The sequence below is a fragment of the Vibrio sp. 1288 genome, from assembly GCF_033344475.1.
The window spans coordinates 12,363-30,321 of sequence record NZ_JAWPOX010000031.1; the positions used below are offsets into that span (position 1 = coordinate 12,363).

19 protein-coding genes are annotated in these 17,959 nt (G+C 49.9%); 6 read left to right on the forward strand and 13 right to left on the reverse strand.

The window, feature by feature from the left end:
* Positions 1–37: 37 nt before the first annotated feature.
* The 3 genes from R8O11_RS19180 to R8O11_RS19190 are packed head-to-tail and all read right to left on the reverse strand — an operon-like array spanning position 38 to position 1,696.
* The gene (locus tag R8O11_RS19180) at positions 38–559 is read right to left on the reverse strand and encodes a hypothetical protein (protein ID WP_000805800.1); all 522 of its coding nucleotides are present in this window, start codon (positions 557–559) and stop codon (positions 38–40) included.
* A 2-nt stretch (positions 560–561) separates the two neighbouring features.
* Positions 562–1,083, reverse strand: coding sequence for a hypothetical protein (locus tag R8O11_RS19185; RefSeq protein ID WP_000393785.1), 522 nt, complete (start codon positions 1,081–1,083; stop codon positions 562–564).
* A 4-nt stretch (positions 1,084–1,087) separates the two neighbouring features.
* Entirely contained in the window at positions 1,088–1,696 is a 609-nt protein-coding gene (locus R8O11_RS19190) for a hypothetical protein (RefSeq protein ID WP_000849071.1), read from the reverse strand.
* Positions 1,697–1,964: 268 nt separating this feature from the next.
* Between R8O11_RS19190 and R8O11_RS19195 the strand changes: the two genes are divergently transcribed.
* Complete coding sequence (locus R8O11_RS19195; protein WP_000946102.1) at positions 1,965–3,080, forward strand: phosphoadenosine phosphosulfate reductase family protein; 1,116 nt, start codon at positions 1,965–1,967, stop codon at positions 3,078–3,080.
* A 17-nt stretch (positions 3,081–3,097) separates the two neighbouring features.
* Positions 3,098–3,532 (forward strand): hypothetical protein, encoded by a 435-nt coding sequence (locus R8O11_RS19200; protein WP_000883925.1) that lies wholly within the window; start codon positions 3,098–3,100, stop codon positions 3,530–3,532.
* 1,036 nt (positions 3,533–4,568) lie between these two features.
* Here R8O11_RS19200 and R8O11_RS19205 read toward each other — a convergent pair.
* From R8O11_RS19205 to mobI, 3 genes are read right to left on the reverse strand one after another with little or no spacing between them, the layout of a single operon-like run.
* Entirely contained in the window at positions 4,569–5,633 is a 1,065-nt protein-coding gene (locus R8O11_RS19205; RefSeq protein WP_000044787.1) for a RepB family plasmid replication initiator protein, read from the reverse strand.
* A gap of 20 nt (positions 5,634–5,653) precedes the next feature.
* Positions 5,654–5,941 carry a hypothetical protein gene (locus R8O11_RS19210; RefSeq protein ID WP_000127321.1) on the reverse strand — a complete coding sequence of 96 codons (288 nt, stop codon included), beginning with the start codon at positions 5,939–5,941 and terminating at the stop codon, positions 5,654–5,656.
* Between the two features lie 4 nt (positions 5,942–5,945).
* On the reverse strand, positions 5,946–6,485 hold the full coding sequence (gene mobI, locus R8O11_RS19215) for a conjugative transfer protein MobI(A/C) (protein ID WP_001447712.1): 540 nt from the start codon (positions 6,483–6,485) through the stop codon (positions 5,946–5,948).
* 498 nt (positions 6,486–6,983) lie between these two features.
* Here mobI and R8O11_RS19220 point away from each other — a divergent pair, with 498 nt between their 5' ends.
* The 3 genes from R8O11_RS19220 to R8O11_RS19230 are packed head-to-tail and all read left to right on the forward strand — an operon-like array spanning position 6,984 to position 8,698.
* Positions 6,984–7,967: a ParM/StbA family protein gene (locus R8O11_RS19220; RefSeq protein ID WP_000077458.1), complete on the forward strand. Its 984-nt coding sequence runs from the start codon at positions 6,984–6,986 to the stop codon at positions 7,965–7,967.
* A gap of 16 nt (positions 7,968–7,983) precedes the next feature.
* A complete protein-coding gene (locus tag R8O11_RS19225; RefSeq protein ID WP_000919078.1) occupies positions 7,984–8,277 on the forward strand; it encodes a hypothetical protein in 294 nt (97 codons plus the stop codon).
* A gap of 1 nt (position 8,278) precedes the next feature.
* A complete protein-coding gene (locus R8O11_RS19230) occupies positions 8,279–8,698 on the forward strand; it encodes an H-NS family nucleoid-associated regulatory protein (protein ID WP_000651490.1) in 420 nt (139 codons plus the stop codon).
* A gap of 59 nt (positions 8,699–8,757) precedes the next feature.
* Here the strand turns inward: R8O11_RS19230 and R8O11_RS19235 are convergent, their stop codons facing one another.
* From R8O11_RS19235 to R8O11_RS19250, 4 genes are read right to left on the reverse strand one after another with little or no spacing between them, the layout of a single operon-like run.
* Complete coding sequence (locus R8O11_RS19235; RefSeq protein WP_001020646.1) at positions 8,758–9,309, reverse strand: FlhC family transcriptional regulator; 552 nt, start codon at positions 9,307–9,309, stop codon at positions 8,758–8,760.
* On the reverse strand, positions 9,306–9,971 hold the full coding sequence (locus R8O11_RS19240; protein WP_002210562.1) for a hypothetical protein: 666 nt from the start codon (positions 9,969–9,971) through the stop codon (positions 9,306–9,308). Before R8O11_RS19240 ends, R8O11_RS19235 begins: the two co-directional genes overlap by 4 nt.
* Complete coding sequence (locus tag R8O11_RS19245) at positions 9,925–10,458, reverse strand: transglycosylase SLT domain-containing protein (protein WP_000790610.1); 534 nt, start codon at positions 10,456–10,458, stop codon at positions 9,925–9,927. Before R8O11_RS19245 ends, R8O11_RS19240 begins: the two co-directional genes overlap by 47 nt.
* A complete protein-coding gene (locus R8O11_RS19250; RefSeq protein WP_000356489.1) occupies positions 10,458–10,730 on the reverse strand; it encodes a helix-turn-helix domain-containing protein in 273 nt (90 codons plus the stop codon). Before R8O11_RS19250 ends, R8O11_RS19245 begins: the two co-directional genes overlap by 1 nt.
* A 715-nt stretch (positions 10,731–11,445) precedes the next feature.
* Here R8O11_RS19250 and R8O11_RS19255 point away from each other — a divergent pair.
* The gene (locus R8O11_RS19255) at positions 11,446–11,808 is read left to right on the forward strand and encodes a hypothetical protein (RefSeq protein WP_000683483.1); all 363 of its coding nucleotides are present in this window, start codon (positions 11,446–11,448) and stop codon (positions 11,806–11,808) included.
* A 37-nt stretch (positions 11,809–11,845) separates the two neighbouring features.
* Here R8O11_RS19255 and R8O11_RS19260 read toward each other — a convergent pair whose 3' ends face one another.
* From R8O11_RS19260 to traF, 3 genes are read right to left on the reverse strand one after another with little or no spacing between them, the layout of a single operon-like run.
* Positions 11,846–15,460 (reverse strand): conjugal transfer protein TraG N-terminal domain-containing protein, encoded by a 3,615-nt coding sequence (locus R8O11_RS19260; protein WP_000534551.1) that lies wholly within the window; start codon positions 15,458–15,460, stop codon positions 11,846–11,848.
* 12 nt (positions 15,461–15,472) lie between these two features.
* A complete protein-coding gene (locus R8O11_RS19265; RefSeq protein ID WP_000256129.1) occupies positions 15,473–16,906 on the reverse strand; it encodes a conjugal transfer protein TraH in 1,434 nt (477 codons plus the stop codon).
* Position 16,907: 1 nt separating this feature from the next.
* Positions 16,908–17,924 carry a conjugal transfer protein TraF gene (gene traF / locus R8O11_RS19270; RefSeq protein ID WP_000749520.1) on the reverse strand — a complete coding sequence of 339 codons (1,017 nt, stop codon included), beginning with the start codon at positions 17,922–17,924 and terminating at the stop codon, positions 16,908–16,910.
* Positions 17,925–17,959 lie beyond the last annotated feature (35 nt).

Sequence of the window (17,959 nt, forward strand, 5' to 3'; positions counted from 1 at the left end):
TGCCCAATTCGGGCAACCCTGATTCAATCCAGAACTTTCACATGTGAAACTTTCCGCCACAGGAACAGGAGGTTTTTACCTGACCAGAACGGATGGATTGATAGCGGTGCCACAGCTTGACCACTTCTTTTTCGCTGAGAAGGTTTGTCTTGATGTAACGGACTCTATCCCCGTCCGCTGTCTCAACAACGGTTCGGACATAGCCGTACTTGGCAACGGGTGCCTTGTACTTGTGTGACAGAATTACCCGGTAAACCGAGAGCTGGATAATGTCCGACTCATAGATGTGGTTTACCTGGCGCAGCTTGGTGTCCAAGGGAATGAGAACCCCATTCTTGGTTTGGTACACCTGATCAACCCTGCCGTGCATGGGCACCGGCTGTGTGGTTGATATGTCCTGTTCGGACAAAAACAGAGTGGCCGAGCGCAGCTCATAAGGCATGTTCTCTGATTTCCACCACGCCCAGGTGTCTCCAATGCCGCGTTTGCGCCATTGGTCCACTTTCGCAATGACGAAAGGGGCGATGATCAGGACGAATATCCAGAGAACTGGCTTCATGACTACCTCCGGCCCCTAAACCACTCTGGATGATTGGATACATCCATGCTCTTAACCTGTGATGAGAAGACCAGTAGCTCTTGGGTCGTCAGGACGGTCTCAGGAGCCCGAGCGATGAAAGGTCTCAGCAATTCAGAACCCGCATAGATATTGATGACCATATGCAATCGCTCTGTTGCTCCAGAAACTCTCCGCCAGCTCCGGTAGGTTTCTGTTGATTTGGCATAGCCAACCAAGGCAGGAGCCAGCGTGTCGGACTCCTTCGTATTCAACTTCCCTTTTGCTGCCTTCGATACGAACTCAGCGATCACCGAAGCCAGCATGTCGGAGGTAAGGTGAAGCGGCAGCTTTATCGTGTCGAAGTCAGCCTGCTTGATGGTGAACAGGCGGATGTGATCGTTGCGGTAGTCACGCACATAGATGACATGACTCTCAAATGGGTTGGAGTGGTTAAAGGCATCCATACCCCAGCCTGCGGCCTCAAGATGTGCGTTTGATACTGACTTGTCGTAATCAAATTCCACGCTATTACTCTCCGTCTTGTCGTTCAGGAACTTTCACATGTGAAAGTTTTCCGTCGGTCATGATGTCCAGGACGGCTTTGCCCAGTCTCATCCCTTTATGGTTTTGAACCGGGTCTCCCTTGTAGAAAAGTCCTGGCTCGTTATCGGGATGGAATACCCCGTGAGGAATGTTGTCGTGATCGCCCAGCCACATGCGTAGCCTCAGATCCACCAGCCACCCATCATCCAGGACAACCCAGAAATGCGGTGTCACGATGTCCTTGGTCTGTTCGTTTCGCACAAAGCCATACATGCAGTCATGAGGTACACCCGCTTCATTGAGTAGGTGGCTTACTGCCCATGTCATACCGTCACATTCCATCTGGCAGTCATCCAAGGTCATAAGGACGGCTTCCAGTTCCCGGTGCCACTCCGTCATTTGCTTGGCCGCAGGTTTTACCACCAGCTCGTTTTTGTTTTCTGCCAAGATGATGTCTTCCTCGTCAATATTGCATTCGTCTATCGCTTCCGAACGGATGGATACCGCTTCATCCCAGTCATCGCTCGATCCGAAAATGCTCCAACCCTCAAGACCGTAATTCACCCATACGATGAACCGCTTTATCGTTTTCATGTGCGGCCCCCTTTAACCGTGCAACGTTCCCACATACTCACCCCTTCAAACCGTAACCCCACCAAAAAGCCACTTCTTGATGATTTCCAATCAGCAGCGGCAGGTTGCCCCTGAACTAACCTCACCGAAAAACCACCTTTAGATTGCTTTCTGGTGCTTATCAAGTTCTCCTGAGTGATTAGTCGTTCTGAAAACTTTACTTTTCACAGTATCATTTTATAATACTGTAAATCATAAAAACAACCCAGTAAAGAAAAAAGAGCGACTTATGTTGAGACGAGAAAACCAAGGAGATTTGTTCGATGACCAGGTGGTGTTGCCATCACTGGAGTCGGTTCTTACCGGCATATCTTCCAGTCAGCGTTGTGACGATAGAACAACGTACTTCTCCGCTCCGGATGTGGACCTGAGTTTGTACGATCACATCATTGTTTGCCTGTCTGGAGGCAAAGACTCGATTGCTGCGTACTTGCGGCTGGTGGACATGGGTGTTGATAAGTCAAAGGTGGAGTTCTGGCACCATGATGTTGATGGTCAGGAAGGCAGTTCGTTGATGGATTGGGCCTTCATGCGTGATTACTGTCGTCAGCTCGGGGAAGAACTGGGTATCCCAATGTACTTCTCGTGGCTTGAGGGCGGCTTTGAGGGCGAAATGCTCAAAGACAATGCCTATAGCCACCCCCATCGTGTAGAGACGCCTGAGGGGCTTCTGGTGCTGCCTAGAGACCATAAGCGCTCTAAGCCTGGTACGCGCCTTCGTTTCCCTCAGCAATCGCCATCACTCCAAACAAGGTGGTGCTCATCAGCCTTGAAGATCGATGTTGGCCGCAGAGCTCTTAATAACCAGGAGCGCTTCAAGGGGAAGAAGATCCTTTTCATCACTGGTGAGCGCCGGGAGGAAAGTGCAAACAGATCCAAGTACAACCAGCTTGAGGCTCATGCCTGTGACAGAAGATATGGGAAGACTGCACGGTTAGTTGATGCCTGGAGGCCCGTTCTTCATTGGACTGAGGAGGAGGTATGGGAAGTAATCGAGCGTCACCGCATCCTGGCCCCAGTCCCTTATCGCCTTGGCTGGAGCCGGTCGTCGTGTATGACCTGCATCTACAACTCACAGCGTATCTGGTCCACGATCCGTCACTACTGGCCTGAACGAGCTGGGAAAATTGCTCAGTATGAACAAACCTTTGGTGTGACGGTATCAAGAAAAAAAATCGACGTAATAGATTTAGGTTCTGCTGTTGCGCCGATACAGATTAGTGATGTTGAGGCATTGGAGCAGGTATCCAGAGAAGATTACACGCTCCCGATTTTTGTGCCGGAGGGGCAGAAGTGGGTTCTCCCTGGTGGCGCATTTGGCCGAGAGGCCTGTGGTTCTGATTGATTTGTGCAGAGGTGGCAATGTTGGATTTTGTTTTTTTGGTGTTTTTGGGGTTGGGCATATCTACGGTGCTGGTGCGTCGGTCTTCCCGTAAGGGGATGGATCTTGAGCTGACATGGCTCCAGTCGTTGAAGGTCGTGCTGGTTCGTGGAGCTGTTGCATTGGGCCTGGGTTTTGGCATTGGCAGGCTTGTATTGATGGGGATGCAGTATGGTTTCCTGAGTGAGTCTGTCCTGAGGGAACATGCACTTGTCTCCGTAGCGGTGGTTCTGATCTGTGGGCTTGGTTCGTTCGTTGCGTTTCAGTGGATCATCGGGAGGATCTCTGGAAGATCGATCAGCGTCGTTTCTGTGATCAAAGCTGTGATGTACGAGTCTGGTTACTTTGTGCTGTCGATGCTTATCTTGTTGGTGATACTCGTCCTGTTCGGCCTTGCATACGAGACTTTTTTCTAAAAAAACAGTGTTGATTATTTTTTGTTCAGTGATCAAAAGGATAAATATAAAGATCTTTAGATCTTTGTATAAAGGATTAAAAACGGTTAAAGACAGGTTAGGCGTTCTAAATCACCACTCAACACATTGATATTACTGGTGTTTTCATATTTATTCCGTGCAACAAACCCATAGGTTGCCGTGCAGCGTTCCCATAGGTTGCCGTGCAACGTCCCCACATACCCTTGGATCTTATCCACTGTTATCCACACGGAACCCCTCTTTTTTCCACAAAATCCTTACAAAACAGAGCTTTCGTGCAGCGTTCCCACATATCAGATCTGGTGTTCGTGCAGTATTCCCACATGTCTAAGGTCATACGTGCAGTCGCCCCATATACAATTTTCTGAACGTGCAACGTACCCACATGTCAATTTTGGTCGTTTTTTGCACCGTGCAGCGTACCCACATATGATCGTGCAGCGTTCCCATATACCAAAACCCCGTTTATGCACAGGAAATGTGGATAACTTTTGGCCTCTTTTTGTGTGCGCGTGATCACTTTATGGACTATTAGAGTCATTTTGACTGCTTTTTTAGGTTTGTCCTGATCTGTCAATCTTTGTTCTGCTTCGTCAATCGTGCAGAGTTCCCATATATCGAGAGGTTCAGGACCTGCTTTCGTGCAACGTACCCACATATCAAATCTCATAACGTGCAGGTCCCCCACATCCTCACCCTTTAACTATCAATACCTTACGGGAACCACTCTACGGGAACCACTGGAGCAGCATGGCACTTATCCTTCGTCGTGGCTTACGCTTGCACGATACTGAGACTCAGCTTGCGACTACCGTGCAGCGATCCCATATATAGAGCCCCAGCCCACGCTGCATCTGGGGTCACGTTCGCTCTATCCGTGCAGCTCCCCCATATGCGGAGGCATTCCGTTTCCGGTCCTGCCTGGTGGGCGTACCTTGTGCGCTTTCTTCTGGCATAAAAAAAGGCGCTGACGCGCCTATCTTTCTTTTCCCTGGGGGGTGGGAGATTCTGGTGGCTATCTCCCCTTACGTTGGGGTTCATCAATGATGTCGTGGTCGATCATGCCGTGCTTGATGGCCCGTAGCTCTGTCTGCTGCTTACGCTTGTTGGACGCCATCACCTGCTTCACGAAGTTCTCATGAGGCCTTATGACGTACCGCACGTCGATGACTCTGCGGCCATCCTTGATCTGGTTCGCGTCGTAGTCGCTTATGACCTCTTGTTTGATGAGGGCCTCCAGAGCGAGCTTCATGGCTCTGACGTTCTCCGGCATCCGTGGGCTCAATTCACGAGGGCTCTGGGTCAGGAAGCTGATAAGCGATGGCGTGTACGGCGAATCTGGTGATGCTTGAGTCCAGTAGTGGCTCATTCGCTTGTAGATGTACCGTGCAAGAGGGGAGCGGATTTGCATTCCGATTTTGTAGTTGTACTGACGAAACGACAGATTCATGATCGATTCGTTTACCAGCGGGTTGAACTGCACATAGCACCTGGCGTTCCCGCCTTTCTTGCGAAACTCACCTCTGGTGGTCAGTCCCACCATCGGGAAGAAGCTGGAGCTGATGAAGGCTTCACCGTCATCACTGATACATTCGAGTGTTGCGCCACGACAAACCTGGATTGCTTCCTTGATTTCGTTCAGGTTGTACCCGTGACCCATCTTCGAGAGCTCTTTCTGGAGTTCGTACAGAGTGAACATGACTCCAGCCTTGCCCTCGATGATATGGCCTTTCCCGTTCACTGCGAGCTTGCGTAGAGCATCCTCAAGGATTTCCTCTCGCTGTCCCGCGTAGATCAGCACGGTTCTTCCGTCATCCTTCTCGATGATGGCTGGCTTCACCTTCACCGTGAAATGCTGGCCTCTGATGGTGCATTGTCGTGTCACTACAGCGTTGGATAAATCTTCATGCTCACGCTTTTGGTCCCAAATGTACTTCGGCAGCGCATCGTAGATCTCGATGGTGTTGGAGTAGTCGTCTTTCTTGGCCGGAGATTCAATGATCTCAAACAGGCTCATTTGCGGTGAGTCTTTGATTACGTCGAGTTTCTCCAGGTCTTTGTCTTTGGTTCTCTTGCTCATGATTGTTCCGTCGATACTTTCTAGCTGGTGGTCCATGCCGCCAGCATTGTCAATGCTCCCGCTGCTACCGTCGCTGAAAACACTAGCTGGTAGATGCGACGCTTAGCCCCCGCAGTGCCGCTCATAAAACGCAGGGCTGCCGCTTCATATCGGAAATGAGCGAACTCACCCCGAAGGGTGCTATCTGTCCCCTGTGGCGATTGTGGGCGCTTTGACAGGGCAGGGCGAGGATGGCTGGCGACTTTCTTGATCATCGCTTCACATTTCCCCAGTTTCGCCAATTCAGTGGCCGCTACAGATGCTGTCATGTTGTCACACCTCGTCGCTATGTGTCTTGTTTAGCTGGCGCTCGTACTCGTTTAGCGCCCGGCGAATTTTTGCTAAGGCAGTGGCGCGTTGTCTTAACACGGCATACCTGGTTTCAACTTGCTGGATCAACTCTTGTGCCCAGACAGGCTCTTTCTTGAAGTGCGACATGCTGTAGGCATGACCGCGACCCTTCTTGATATGTGTCGATAGAACCCTTTTCTTTTGTCCGGGAACTTGTTCGACAAATCTGTTGCGATACCACTCTGCAACGAGTGATACGCCTAGAATGCGAACCCGTGTACCGACACGCCCTTGTTCGTCCTCTGACGCTTCTTCACGCGCTGATTTGTGCGCGTTCCAGTACATGTCCGCTTCCTGCTGCGCCTCGACAGCAAGAACCGCTAAGGCGTGATCCAGTTTGCTCCGTACCTCTGCAACAAACTCTCGTCCCTCTGCCTCTAGCAGATCCTCTGTTATCTCGGATCGTTCTTCTTCGAGCTTCGGATCTAGCAGATCTAGCCATCGCTCTGTTGGTAGACTCACCTCAATACCCTCCCAATTCCTATCCAATTCCTATCCACATAACTATCTATCTGGAATTTAAAGCTGATTATTCCAATACTGGAATCTAGTTCTGTCACTAGGCTAACCCATCTTTGGAATTTGTCAAATTTCCCTCTATCTATCTGGAATCTTGATGCTCTTATTCTTTCACAGCCTCTTTACATATGAATCTATATTTAAAGATTCCAGATATATTGGATATGGCATCAAAGATTCCAAATGCCTCTTTACCACCGTCTCTCGATGCTGGAGGGCAAGCGGTTCTCGATGCGAGGGTAAGGTCTGTTTATCTGAGCCTATCCGTGCAGCGTTCCCATAGGTTCCCTTACTCAACGATCAAAAAGCCACCGAAAAGCAACCTATATGCCCCTTTTGGGCAATTACACAGGCCATCTGTCCCCGCTTTTAGCCTTATTCTCTATCCAACACGCGGCAAGCAATCGAAAAGCAATCTAAAAGCAATCTTTGGAGGATTTCATGAGTCAATTTGTTCTGGGTTTGGATATTGGTTACTCCAACCTGAAAATGGCAATGGGGTATAAAGGTGAGGAAGCTCGCACAGTCGTCATGCCGGTGGGGGCAGGTCCATTGGAACTGATGCCACAACAGTTAACTGGCGGTGCAGGGACCTGCATTCAGGTTGTGATTGATGGAGAGAAATGGGTTGCAGGCGTCGAGCCTGACCGATTGCAAGGATGGGAGCGTGAGCTTCACGGCGACTATCCTTCGACCAATCCATACAAGGCTCTTTTCTACGCTGCACTCCTGATGTCCGAGCAGAAGGAGATCGATGTGCTGGTGACTGGCCTGCCTGTTAGTCAGTACATGGACGTAGAGCGCAGAGAGGCGTTGAAATCTCGGCTTGAGGGTGAACACCAGATCACGCCAAAACGATCGGTAGCGGTTAAGTCTGTCGTGGTTGTACCTCAACCTGCCGGTGCTTACATGGATGTTGTAAGTTCAACCAAAGATGAAGACCTCCTGGAGATTATCCAGGGAGGAAAAACCGTTGTAATTGACCCTGGGTTCTTTTCTGTAGACTGGGTAGCTCTTGAAGAGGGAGAGGTCCGCTATCACTCATCTGGCACCAGCCTCAAGGCGATGTCGGTGTTGCTACAGGAAACGGACCGGCTAATTCAGGAAGACCACGGCGGTGCCCCTGGCATCGAAAAGATCGAGAAAGCTATTCGTGCCGGTAAGGCCGAAATCTTCCTCTACGGTGAAAAGGTATCGATCAAAGACTACTTCAAGAAAGCCTCAACCAAAGTCGCTCAAAACGCCTTGATCCCTATGCGGAAGTCAATGCGTGAGGACGGGATGGATGCTGACGTAGTTCTGCTGGCTGGCGGCGGTGCCGAGGCTTACCAAGATGCGGCCAAGGAGCTTTTCCCTAAGAGCAGGATCGTACTGCCCAACGAATCCGTGGCATCCAATGCCAGGGGCTTCTGGTTCTGCGGCTGATAGATAGGAGGTCGTTGTGGCTGGTAGCAAATGGGATGGAAAAATATCTAATCTGAACATATCGGAGCAAGCCTTTCCGGAGCTCTATCGTGAACTGTCCCAGATGCAGCATAAGGCGCGTAGTGATCGGCTCCGCGCCCTTGCTCTATTGGGTCTTTATTCTCTTCGATTTTCTGGCAACATTGGGTCTTTTGAGCAACAGAGTTCAGAGAGTCAACCTGCACAGCATCAAAATTCGCCAGTGCAGACTGACGCAAAACTGAACTCTCAACGTGATTCACTTAAAGGAAAACTGATGGGCTCCGTATGACATGAAAGACCACGAGGAGTTCTCTACGCTATCAGCGGCTGAACGTAGAGAGTTAATAATCGCAGAGTTAAAGCGTAAAAGCCGCATTCGCACCCTGTTGCGAGGACTCCCGTTAGATGAAGTTCGGGAGATCATTGACAGAATGAAGGGCGTTCTCAATGAACTGGAGGAAGAGTACAAAAAGCGAGAAGAAGAAGAAAAAGAAAAGCGAGCTCAGGCTGAGCGAATAATGAGCGACATGGAATCCTGCGGTGTGGACATCGGCTTGCTCAACGAAATGTTCACGAGCAGATCAGAACCTGATAATGCTAAATATTCAAAAGACGGAGTTTCGTGGAGTGGGCAAGGACGTCGCCCGGATGCTTTCAAGGGGTTGGGAGCTGTCGAGCTGGAGCGCTACCGTATCCCACAGAAGAAGTAAAAAAATGAGCGCCGCAAAGTTTGGGCGCTCATCTTCTGGTCCGAAATGTCATAGTCTACTCAAGCACACTCTTTCTCCCCACCACCATGCCTTCCTTGTTCTTTGCAGAACGGACATTCAACGCAGGTTCTTTGATTAACAGAGGTGAAGTACGTACACTTGCAGTTGTCGCACACCTCCAGCATTGCGTCCCCACTTCTCAGCTCCGAAGCAAGACACCAGGCATCAGTAATATCAAACGGAGCCCACCGAGCACCTTTCATTCCGGGCACTTCTTTGCGGATTGCGTGATACATTCTAAATGCCTTGTTCAAGGCTTTGATGTTCACAGACCGCAACACGGCTTCTCCACCAATGTTGAAGTAGAGCTGCATTAGAAGAGAGGCCTGTATCTTGGATGTGTGACTATGAATCAGTGTCGCACCACCCCGGAAAGTTCTGGATTTTCGTTCCAGAGTATATCCGTCCCTCTCCAGATCCTGGTAAAGCCGTCTGACCTGTTTGTAGGTCAGACCAGTCTCGATCATGATGATTTTTGTGATGTACCCAGCAAGGGCCATGTGTCGAGCTGTAACCCAGCGACCCAATGTACCAGAGTTGCCAATGTTCATCTCCACCTCCCACGTCCCTGTAGAGACTGTTGCAGTTTTTTCAATACCGGGTGTGTTAACTCTTCCCGGCTGTCATCGAGAATTTCTTCAATGATGCTCGGAGCAAAACGAAGCGTAAAATGCGTAACCGTTGTTCCAGACATGTGGCGCAACTGGCTGTCTGTTGCCTTAGCCACCAGCTCCGCAAGCTCTCTCGAAACCCCGAAAACTTCCTTTGCCATCTCCGGGTCTCTCGATGCGACGCGGTTAAATAGCAACCAGTAGGCAGCATCAAATTCATCAACACTATGGTTGATAAAAACTACAGGGTCGTAGTCGCCAGAGAGTCGCGTGATGATGTTCTGCTCTGCTGTTTCGAGTTTGAAAGAGATCAACACGCCAGAGGCCAGAGCTTCCAATTGGGAAGGTGTTGCCAGTGACAGCTTTTGAACGGTGTCCATGCCCAAAGAAAATTGTGAGGCCGCATCATCTGGACGTTCTTTTGCCAGAGTGGATAGCAGGTTCCACAATGTCAGATCGAACTCGTAGACGTTTCTATCAGCTTCTTCTTGATCGAGGTTGACGGCTCTTGCATCCCACGCACCAATAATATCCAGTTCCAACATTCCGCCCCCCTCACAAATCACGAAGGTTGCGATAGATAGCCAAGACTCGGCTACCATAGTTTCTGGCTCGGATTTCGTCTTCCCAGGCGTGATAGCGGCCAACGCCAAGCTCCAAGTCATTTGGAGATGACTGAATGGCTTCTGATAGCACCTCTGCCCCAACCATGACGTTGGTCTCTGGGTCGAGAAGATCTGCTGGAGAAGAAACTCTATGACCATTCCACCGGATGCTCACTTGCATAAACCCGACATCAATGGCACGACCGTACTGCTGCTGAAACTCAGCGAGCTTAGCCTTTGCCTGATCTTCCGACTTAGCATAGAAAGGAAGCCCAGGAACGCGAAGCGTCCAAGGCCAAGGACTTATAGAGCCATTACCTCTCCCTGATGCAGATTCGGCCAATGCGACCGAATACACTAGAAGAGGGTCGAGGTTATATGCTTTCGCTGCTTTGTCGAAGATGGTTCCGCTCAGGTCAATAGCATTCGCTGTTGATGAAAGGAGAGCCGCAGACAGAACTAGCGCCTTGGCTTTGTTCTTCATCAGCTTGCCTCCTTATGTCTGAGGGGTATTTCGTGTTCTTCGTCGTACCGCTCCGGCCAAATCTCAGACGGCTTCACACCCAAAGCTGTAGCTATCTCATGTTCCCAGCGTGGACTGGGCTTATAGAGTGCCGTAGACACCACCTGCCGAGATGTTTTGTGTTTTCTGCCCAATGCGGCCAGAGAAAGCCCCTGGATCTTGAGTTTGTACTTGATCCACTCACGTTTCTTCTCTGGGTCGCTTGGGATGTCTATCAATTGGCATTTATCCATTGTTTGCCACCCTTTAAACTGCGTTGTTAGCCATACAAAAAGTGCGTTATTCGATGAACGCTTTTAGAGTTCTTCTATTGTCACAAACTGACACATTTTGCGCCTTTACAAGCCCAAATAATGATGCTGTCAACAATAAAAAACCTTTAAAAACATACACTTAACTTTGTACCGACGGAACAAAGTTACAATACTTTTAGTAATCAATGGGATACGGATATTTTTGCGATAGTAATGGAAAGTGCGCCAAAAGAATGGCGGAAATAGCGCACGGGGAGTGCGGTATTTTGTGATATTAAATAGCGTTTAGGTATAAGTGATTTTAGGGATACAGCGAGGGCTGAAATTGCGAATACAGCAGGAGCTGAGGAGGGCAGGGAAGGCAAAGGCGCATCCCGACCACACAAGGATGATGGTGTTTACAGAAAGAGATATTTGAGAAAGAGAACTCTGCGGTGTTGCAGATGGGGACCAAAGCGTTAGCAATGGCCTATTCCATAGTGTATGCGATTTGTTTGACATGTTCAACTATGTAATGCTTTGTCAATAAACGCCTTGTTCCGTAAGGGCAAACTTTCACATGTGAAAGTTTGAGGGCAAATTCTAATCGAAGAAGTTGCCAATGGAATGGTTGTTTAGCAAAAAATAGTCAAACTTTCACAGTTGCATTTTTTGATGCCGTGGTAAACTGGAGGTAAAGAGTAAGGGGGTTGATATGAAACATGTGGTCAATATTCTTCTGCTGGGAATGGTGCTTCTGGGAATAGCCATGATGGCTGACACACCTTGGGGACTTGGTGTGGCGCTGGCTCCCTTCGGCGTTTGGGGTGCTCGTTTCCTATTTCTGGTTCACAAAAGCCTTTGGGCTGCTGTTATCTTTTGGGGAGGGATCGCTTACTTCCAGTGGCAAGTTGCTTTGGTTGTCGGGGCTCTGTTTGGACTAACGTGCTTTATCCGCGTTGCGCGGTCAGCATATAAAGAGGCACCACCTACCCGGCGCAGAAAAAAACAAACTGGTGGGTTTCAAGATTCCTATGATTTTGACCAGCGCTTCCATATTGGAGCTGGAGACGAATAAGGGGGCCTGCTGGCCCCCTTATTATTTGGTTGGTCTTTTAGAACCTTTGATTTGCTATGTTGTACCCCCTGACGGCAGTCAAATAGCTACCTGAACGGTCTCCAGCTTCCGTCGAGTTCTGCAATACGTTTACCAGCTTGTCCGTAAACTCTTCGTTTTGCTGAGAAAGAACAGGCTGACCTCCTTGCATCATCGGTGAGCCATCCGGGTTACGTTCTGCATACTCCATTTTCAGATTCTGAACAGCCTGGTTCATGCGACCTTCGTTTGTGTCAAACGATTCGGCATAAACAGCGGCTTGGGATTCAGTCAGCCCATAACGGCTTTGAGCGATAGACTGCATCGTTTCTTTGAACTCATCACCGTACTGGTTCATAAACTGCTGCGCGGCTCCACCACCAGCTTCTGCGGCAGAGGATAGCGCTGCTGCATAGAACGCGCCGCGTTCCTCAATGCTCATCCCTTTAGCGGCTTCCGATAGATCAGATTTACCAGTTAACCACTCCTTCGCTGCATCATAGCCGCTTGCAGCAGCTCCCATGACGTTGCGGCCAAGTTTAGCCATACCGACCATCGCATCACCGGCCCAGCCAAACTCCTCTTGCACGGCCTGGTCGCCGCGTTGAGTGGCCGCGATGAATTGGTCGCGTTGTTCAGGTGTCATCGTTCTCATTTGATCCATCGCTCTTGAGAACGCATCAGCGCCAGCTTGACCACCAGCAATGAGAGCTCCACCTGCTTGTTCAGCTCTGCGGCCCATCCAATCACTGGAGTTGTCCCACGCTCCCCACGCCGAAGCGCTCCAAGACATTTCCGGAAGCGAGTTCATAAGGTTATCTTGGGCTTTTTTCAGTTCAGGAGCAGATACATTTCGCTCTGTTTGCTGTGCTTGGTTATGAAGAGCTGACGTACCGGCTGCATGTTCATTTTGAACAAGGGGGCTATTCGTTGGTAACTGCCCAGCTTCTGATGCCGGATTAGTTCCAGCCATCCCAGCCACATTCTCCCGGAATCCGGTTGGGATGTTAGGTCCACTGCCTACAGCCCCTTGAACCTGACCTGGTAGGCCTTGAACATTCGGGCCTTCAATGCCGTTATTTCCGTAAGCATCACCACTAAATGCTCCGTTGCGACCGGACGCGGTATTGATCGCCTGTAGTGCGGCTTGATACCCGCCAAGCTCCTTACCCTGTTCGTAATTTTTGGAGTTGGTCATTGCTGTCATTCGCGCTGCTGCCTGGGCCACTTGAGGAGACATTCCGTAGGCTTGGTATCTTTGCTGTAGTGAAGCCGCCTCGTCTTTAACCGATTGCGGCGCGGCATTTCGGAAATAGTCATTCAGTTGGTTCATGGCCGCAGGGGTTTGTGCTACTGCACCACCGAGAGTTTTAAAGTCGGTATTAGTCATGGAGCCCATTTGGTTTTGGAGCTGACTCATTGTTGTGAAGGTGTCCGATGCAGACACCAGTTCAGAAGCGGACTTGGATAGGTTCTGGGATAAGCTATCGCCCCAGGTTTGCTTGAATGACTCGCTTCCAGAACGGCTGAAACCCTGCGCTAATTGATTTGTCAACGCCTGGCTATCGGTTTGCGAATAGCTCACACCCTTCATGAACTGGGACACATCACTCGCTGACCAGCTTGAAGAGTCTTGAGTTGATGACTCTGTTGCTCCCTTCGCTTGCGCTTTGATGTCCAGGACATCACTGCCGCCGCCTGATTCGCCATTACCACCAGCAGGAACTAGGGCTGTACTGTTTGATTTCACACCAGCAGCGGCCTTCATTGCTGCCCTGGCCTTGCCAACCATAGGCATAAGCATGGACGCAGCTTCGTCAACATCGAGTGTGCCCATAGCCTGCATGGCAAAAGCACCTTTGACAGCATCAGAGTGGCTATCATCCACCTGGAACTTATCCATGAAGTTCTTGGCTTGCTGGTTGATCAATTGGCTTTGAGCTGTGTTTTGCGACGAAACGTTGCGCCCGACATTGGAGAGTCTTGAATAGGCTTGATCCTGACTTACTCCATCAGAAAAACCTCGACCAAGAGTGCTTTGGAAAGCCTCCGATTTCTGACTTTGTAATGCCTGTGCGGAGCTCACGCCTGATGCCAAGGTGGAGCCAAGCGAGAAGGTACTGATCATGCTTTCTGCGCCGTTTGCAATCGCACCACTGAACTGGTTGTGATTGTACGCTGGCTGACTTTGCATAACCGGACCTTGCTTGAGTAGATCTGGCGTTTGCATCTTTTCGTCAACGTGGTCAGAACCACTTATTCTCGATGCCAAGCTGGTGAAGGCGTAGGTGCTACCTGTGACGATAAACAGGGAAATCACCGGAGTGGCCGCAGCCAACATGCCGCCGGTTGCAATCCAGTGTTGCAGAACATCTCCAGTTGAGGAAAGAGCGTACATGGAGTTGAGACCACCAGCACTGAGGCTAGACATCTCATTTGACGCGGCGGTATGAACAAACAGGTTTATAATTGAGAGGACTGGCATCCATAGCTGAATCCAGAGGATGGTTTGTACATATTTCCCGGCTAACTGGAGGCCGAAGCTGCCCATCACGATAATAAAAGCAATGATCGGGGTTATAGCATAAATAAAGCCTTCAAAGAACGTCAGCATTGGTCGGACGACGGTCATGAACATCGACTGCTCTGCGGCCCACTGTGTGTTCCGTTGCTGAATAGCCTGGTTGACCATCAATGCAGAGCCATAATCCTGGAGGTCCTGATAACGTCCTGCTGCGGCTTCATAATAGAGGGGCTCCAGAACGGCGGCTTTCAGATAGTCGATTGATGACGTAGTTGTGGCACCCATCGCTTGAAGCGAATCGGTCAGCTTCGTTAGAGCGTTGTCTCCAGTTGACGTGTCAATACCCAGTAGGCTGTTAAGAGCATCAACAACAACCGGGCTGCTTAGGTTGGCGGTTGCAGTGCTAATAGCCACCCATCCGTCAGTACATGTGTAGTCAGCGCCGTCAGGGTTTGCTGTAGACAAATACAACCTAGTTCCGTAGAGCTGTGAGTTGAATCGCAAAGCTGAGTCAGTTGAACGGTTCATCAACTCATCAAGGGACATTAGGTTGAGATCGACTTTGGTTAACGTGCATTCCCGAATGTAATTGTTCCAGGAACGCCTCACGTCAACATAGCCGCCTCCATTTGCTGAGTTAAGCGCAGTAAAAACTCCTGTGTCATAGGCTCGCCGTCTGACGTCATTCAACAGTTTCAGTGTTTCGGAAAAGTGGCTTTCCGTGACATTGGGTACGATTACCCCATATCCAGTTTCAAACAAATTGGTGATGGTGTATCCCACGTTGGATATGACACCTCCAGCAAAGCCTACCCCAATAGGGACATTGGCGACGACTCGAACCTGCCCTGTATAAGCGTCCTCGATAGTCACAGTTGTGGTTGGGCCGAAGAAACAGGCATATAGAATCCAACCTACCAGCACTTGCTGGAGGTTGATTTGCTTTGCGCCCTGAAAGACGGACTGAATACAGATCATCAAGACCCCAAGAAGCAGGCCAATACTGACCATCTTCTCGAAATCCCCGGTGCCGGTGATCATTGATACTGCAATCAGGATTTGCTCCAGAAAAGCAGAGTCACCGATAGAGTGGATTGAAAAAGATCCCATTCCAATAGCTCCTTAGTTCGTGCTAGGAGGATTGGACAAAGTTGCCAGCATGTATTTTTGCTTGCGGATGTTGTCCAGTAGGTTGTTGTATTTCTCAATTTGGCTTGCCAGATCGCCGTATTGAGAGGACAGGATTGTGTATTCAGCACGGATTTGCTGTTGCGATTGCGCGAGAAGCTCTAGTGCCTCTTTCTTGTAGGGTGATTTGCTGTTAGCCATCGCAATGCGAGCTGCGCGGAAGAACTCTTCCGAGAAGCTATACATCATGGTCAGGGCTATCGCTCCTGATGACTCTGTTGCGAACAGGTTAGCGCCGTCCTGTGAAAGGACAGACAAGTTACGAACAATGGTGCCAATCCCTCCGGGGAGGTTAGAAACAAAGGCCTTTTCTGGGTCGGTTAAGGTTCCAGAGTTCGTTGCGTATTTGTAGATCACACCAGGTGTAGAGCTTGTTCCTAACAGCATATCGGTGATCTGGTTCTTGATACCTTTGAGCACGACAGTTTTATTGCTGGAGCCAGCACTCAGGCAGTTGGTCGTATCAGAATCACAGGAATAGATCTCAACAGAACCGCCTGAAATCAGGTCTGACAAGGTGATCTTGTTACCTGGTAGGGTCGTCAGAGGGGTTGTTTTCGCACCAGTGCCGGTTGAGTTCGGGTCGTTTACCAGATCACCAATGATGACTGTGCCGGTTAAAGACATGATCGCTTCAAGAAGGGTGTTATCCCCGTACTGGAACCAGGTGTTGGCGTTGTTGCTCTTGAGTTGCTTCCAGACGATGTTGCCAATCATCTTGTTGTATTCGTCAGGTTTGTTGGCTTTCAGTTCTTCCAGAGGACTCTTGCCGCTGGTTTCCTGCTTGGACCCGAAGAAGTCTTCATACAGGCCGGAAGTTGTCGCGGTTATAGAAGCATCAGTTTTGTGTTTAAGGTCCATGCCGCTGGTTAGGTCGTTCACGAAACCTTGAGCGAGCTGGCAGGAGTTGCCCAGATGTTGGTTGAGCGCTTGCACTTTCTTCTGGAAGTTCTCTATCCACTTCGCTCCGTCCGGGAAAACGTTATCGAGCGCAAGCTGGAAGGCATAGCCCTTGGCGTTGGCTGCTACAGCCCGAAGGAGTTGGACAATTTGATCCGCGTTAATGAAGGAAAGCGAACCGCCGAACAGATCTACACCACCGCAACCAGCTTTCCATGATGGAGGGGCAAAGCTCACCAGGTTCTCGTCGAAGATTCGTGTCTTTGCAGTGAACCGGCCACCAGCTAAAACGCCACGTCGTTGGCTTTCATAAACCCCAGGTGGTGTTGTGTTGCTCATTTCATTGAAGAGTTTGTCCATCTGTGATTGGAGGCCGTTAGCGGCTATCGCCCCTGTCGGTGCCATGACGAGACTGGCCGCCACACTCAGGGCAAGCAGGCTCCTTTTTAATGTCTTGTGCGTGACCATCTTAGTTCTCCTGTAATTTGTCCCGGATGTACTTCATGAGTTGTTCCGGTGGCACAAAGTTGTCTTTATCACCGCTCGCTTGAGATAGCTGTTTGAGGTCAGAGCCCAGCTCTGGTGAGGCCAAGCGTTCGGCTATGTTGTTTTCCAGGTTGAGTACCGGACGTGTACGGTTAAACTCTTCGTCTGTGACCCAACCATTGCGTTTTGCTGCGACCAAAATCCTGTGATTCAGCTCAGGAAGAGACATTGGCCCTTGTCCTATAGGAGCGAACTGACCGTCTGGAGATGCGAGGTAAACAGCAGGGAAAGTTACGATACCAAGTTGTTTGGCATGGCCTTCATCGGTTTTGTAATGGGGGAAAAGCCCACTGGGGAGTGGTTTGCCGTCCATAGATACAGGAATGATCGAGAATCCTTCTCCTTGTTCCAACATCTTGATGAGCGGTGCTTGCAAGTCACTGTAGTCATCGTCGGACTTGTAGAAGAAGAATATCCCTACGCGTTCGGCTACGCTTTTGAGTAGCATGTTTTTGGCGTTACCAGCGTCACGATCAACTTGTTGTGAGGCAAACGTGGCAGCAGGACGTCGAGTAATTTCATCCAAGAAAGGATCACCTACGACCGCCAGCTCTGTAGCATCGGAAAATTGTTCAGAGCGATCTATCGCAAATCGTTGCAAGTAGAGAAACGTCCTGACGTTTTCAACGGTAGGATTGTTCCAAGCAAGGTCTTTGTACTTGGGTAAGTTTTCCCGGAACCATTCCGCTGAGAACATTTCTGGGCCGCTCGGAAGCGGAGCAGCAGGCTTAGGCTGTGTAGGCTTCGCTTCTGCCACAGGCTTTGGTTTGGGCTTTTCGGGTTTTTTCTCTGGTTCTTTGGGCTCTTCCTTGTACCAGAACCAACCCTCTTCCTTTCGCTCATAAAAACCAGGTCTTGTGCCATCTTGAGCCCAAGCCTGGTGTGATGCCCCCAGCGTGAGCGCTGCAAGGAGCAGTAAATTCAAAGGTGATTTTTTCATAGTCTCACGCACGTATTTTCCCATGCTCGATATGG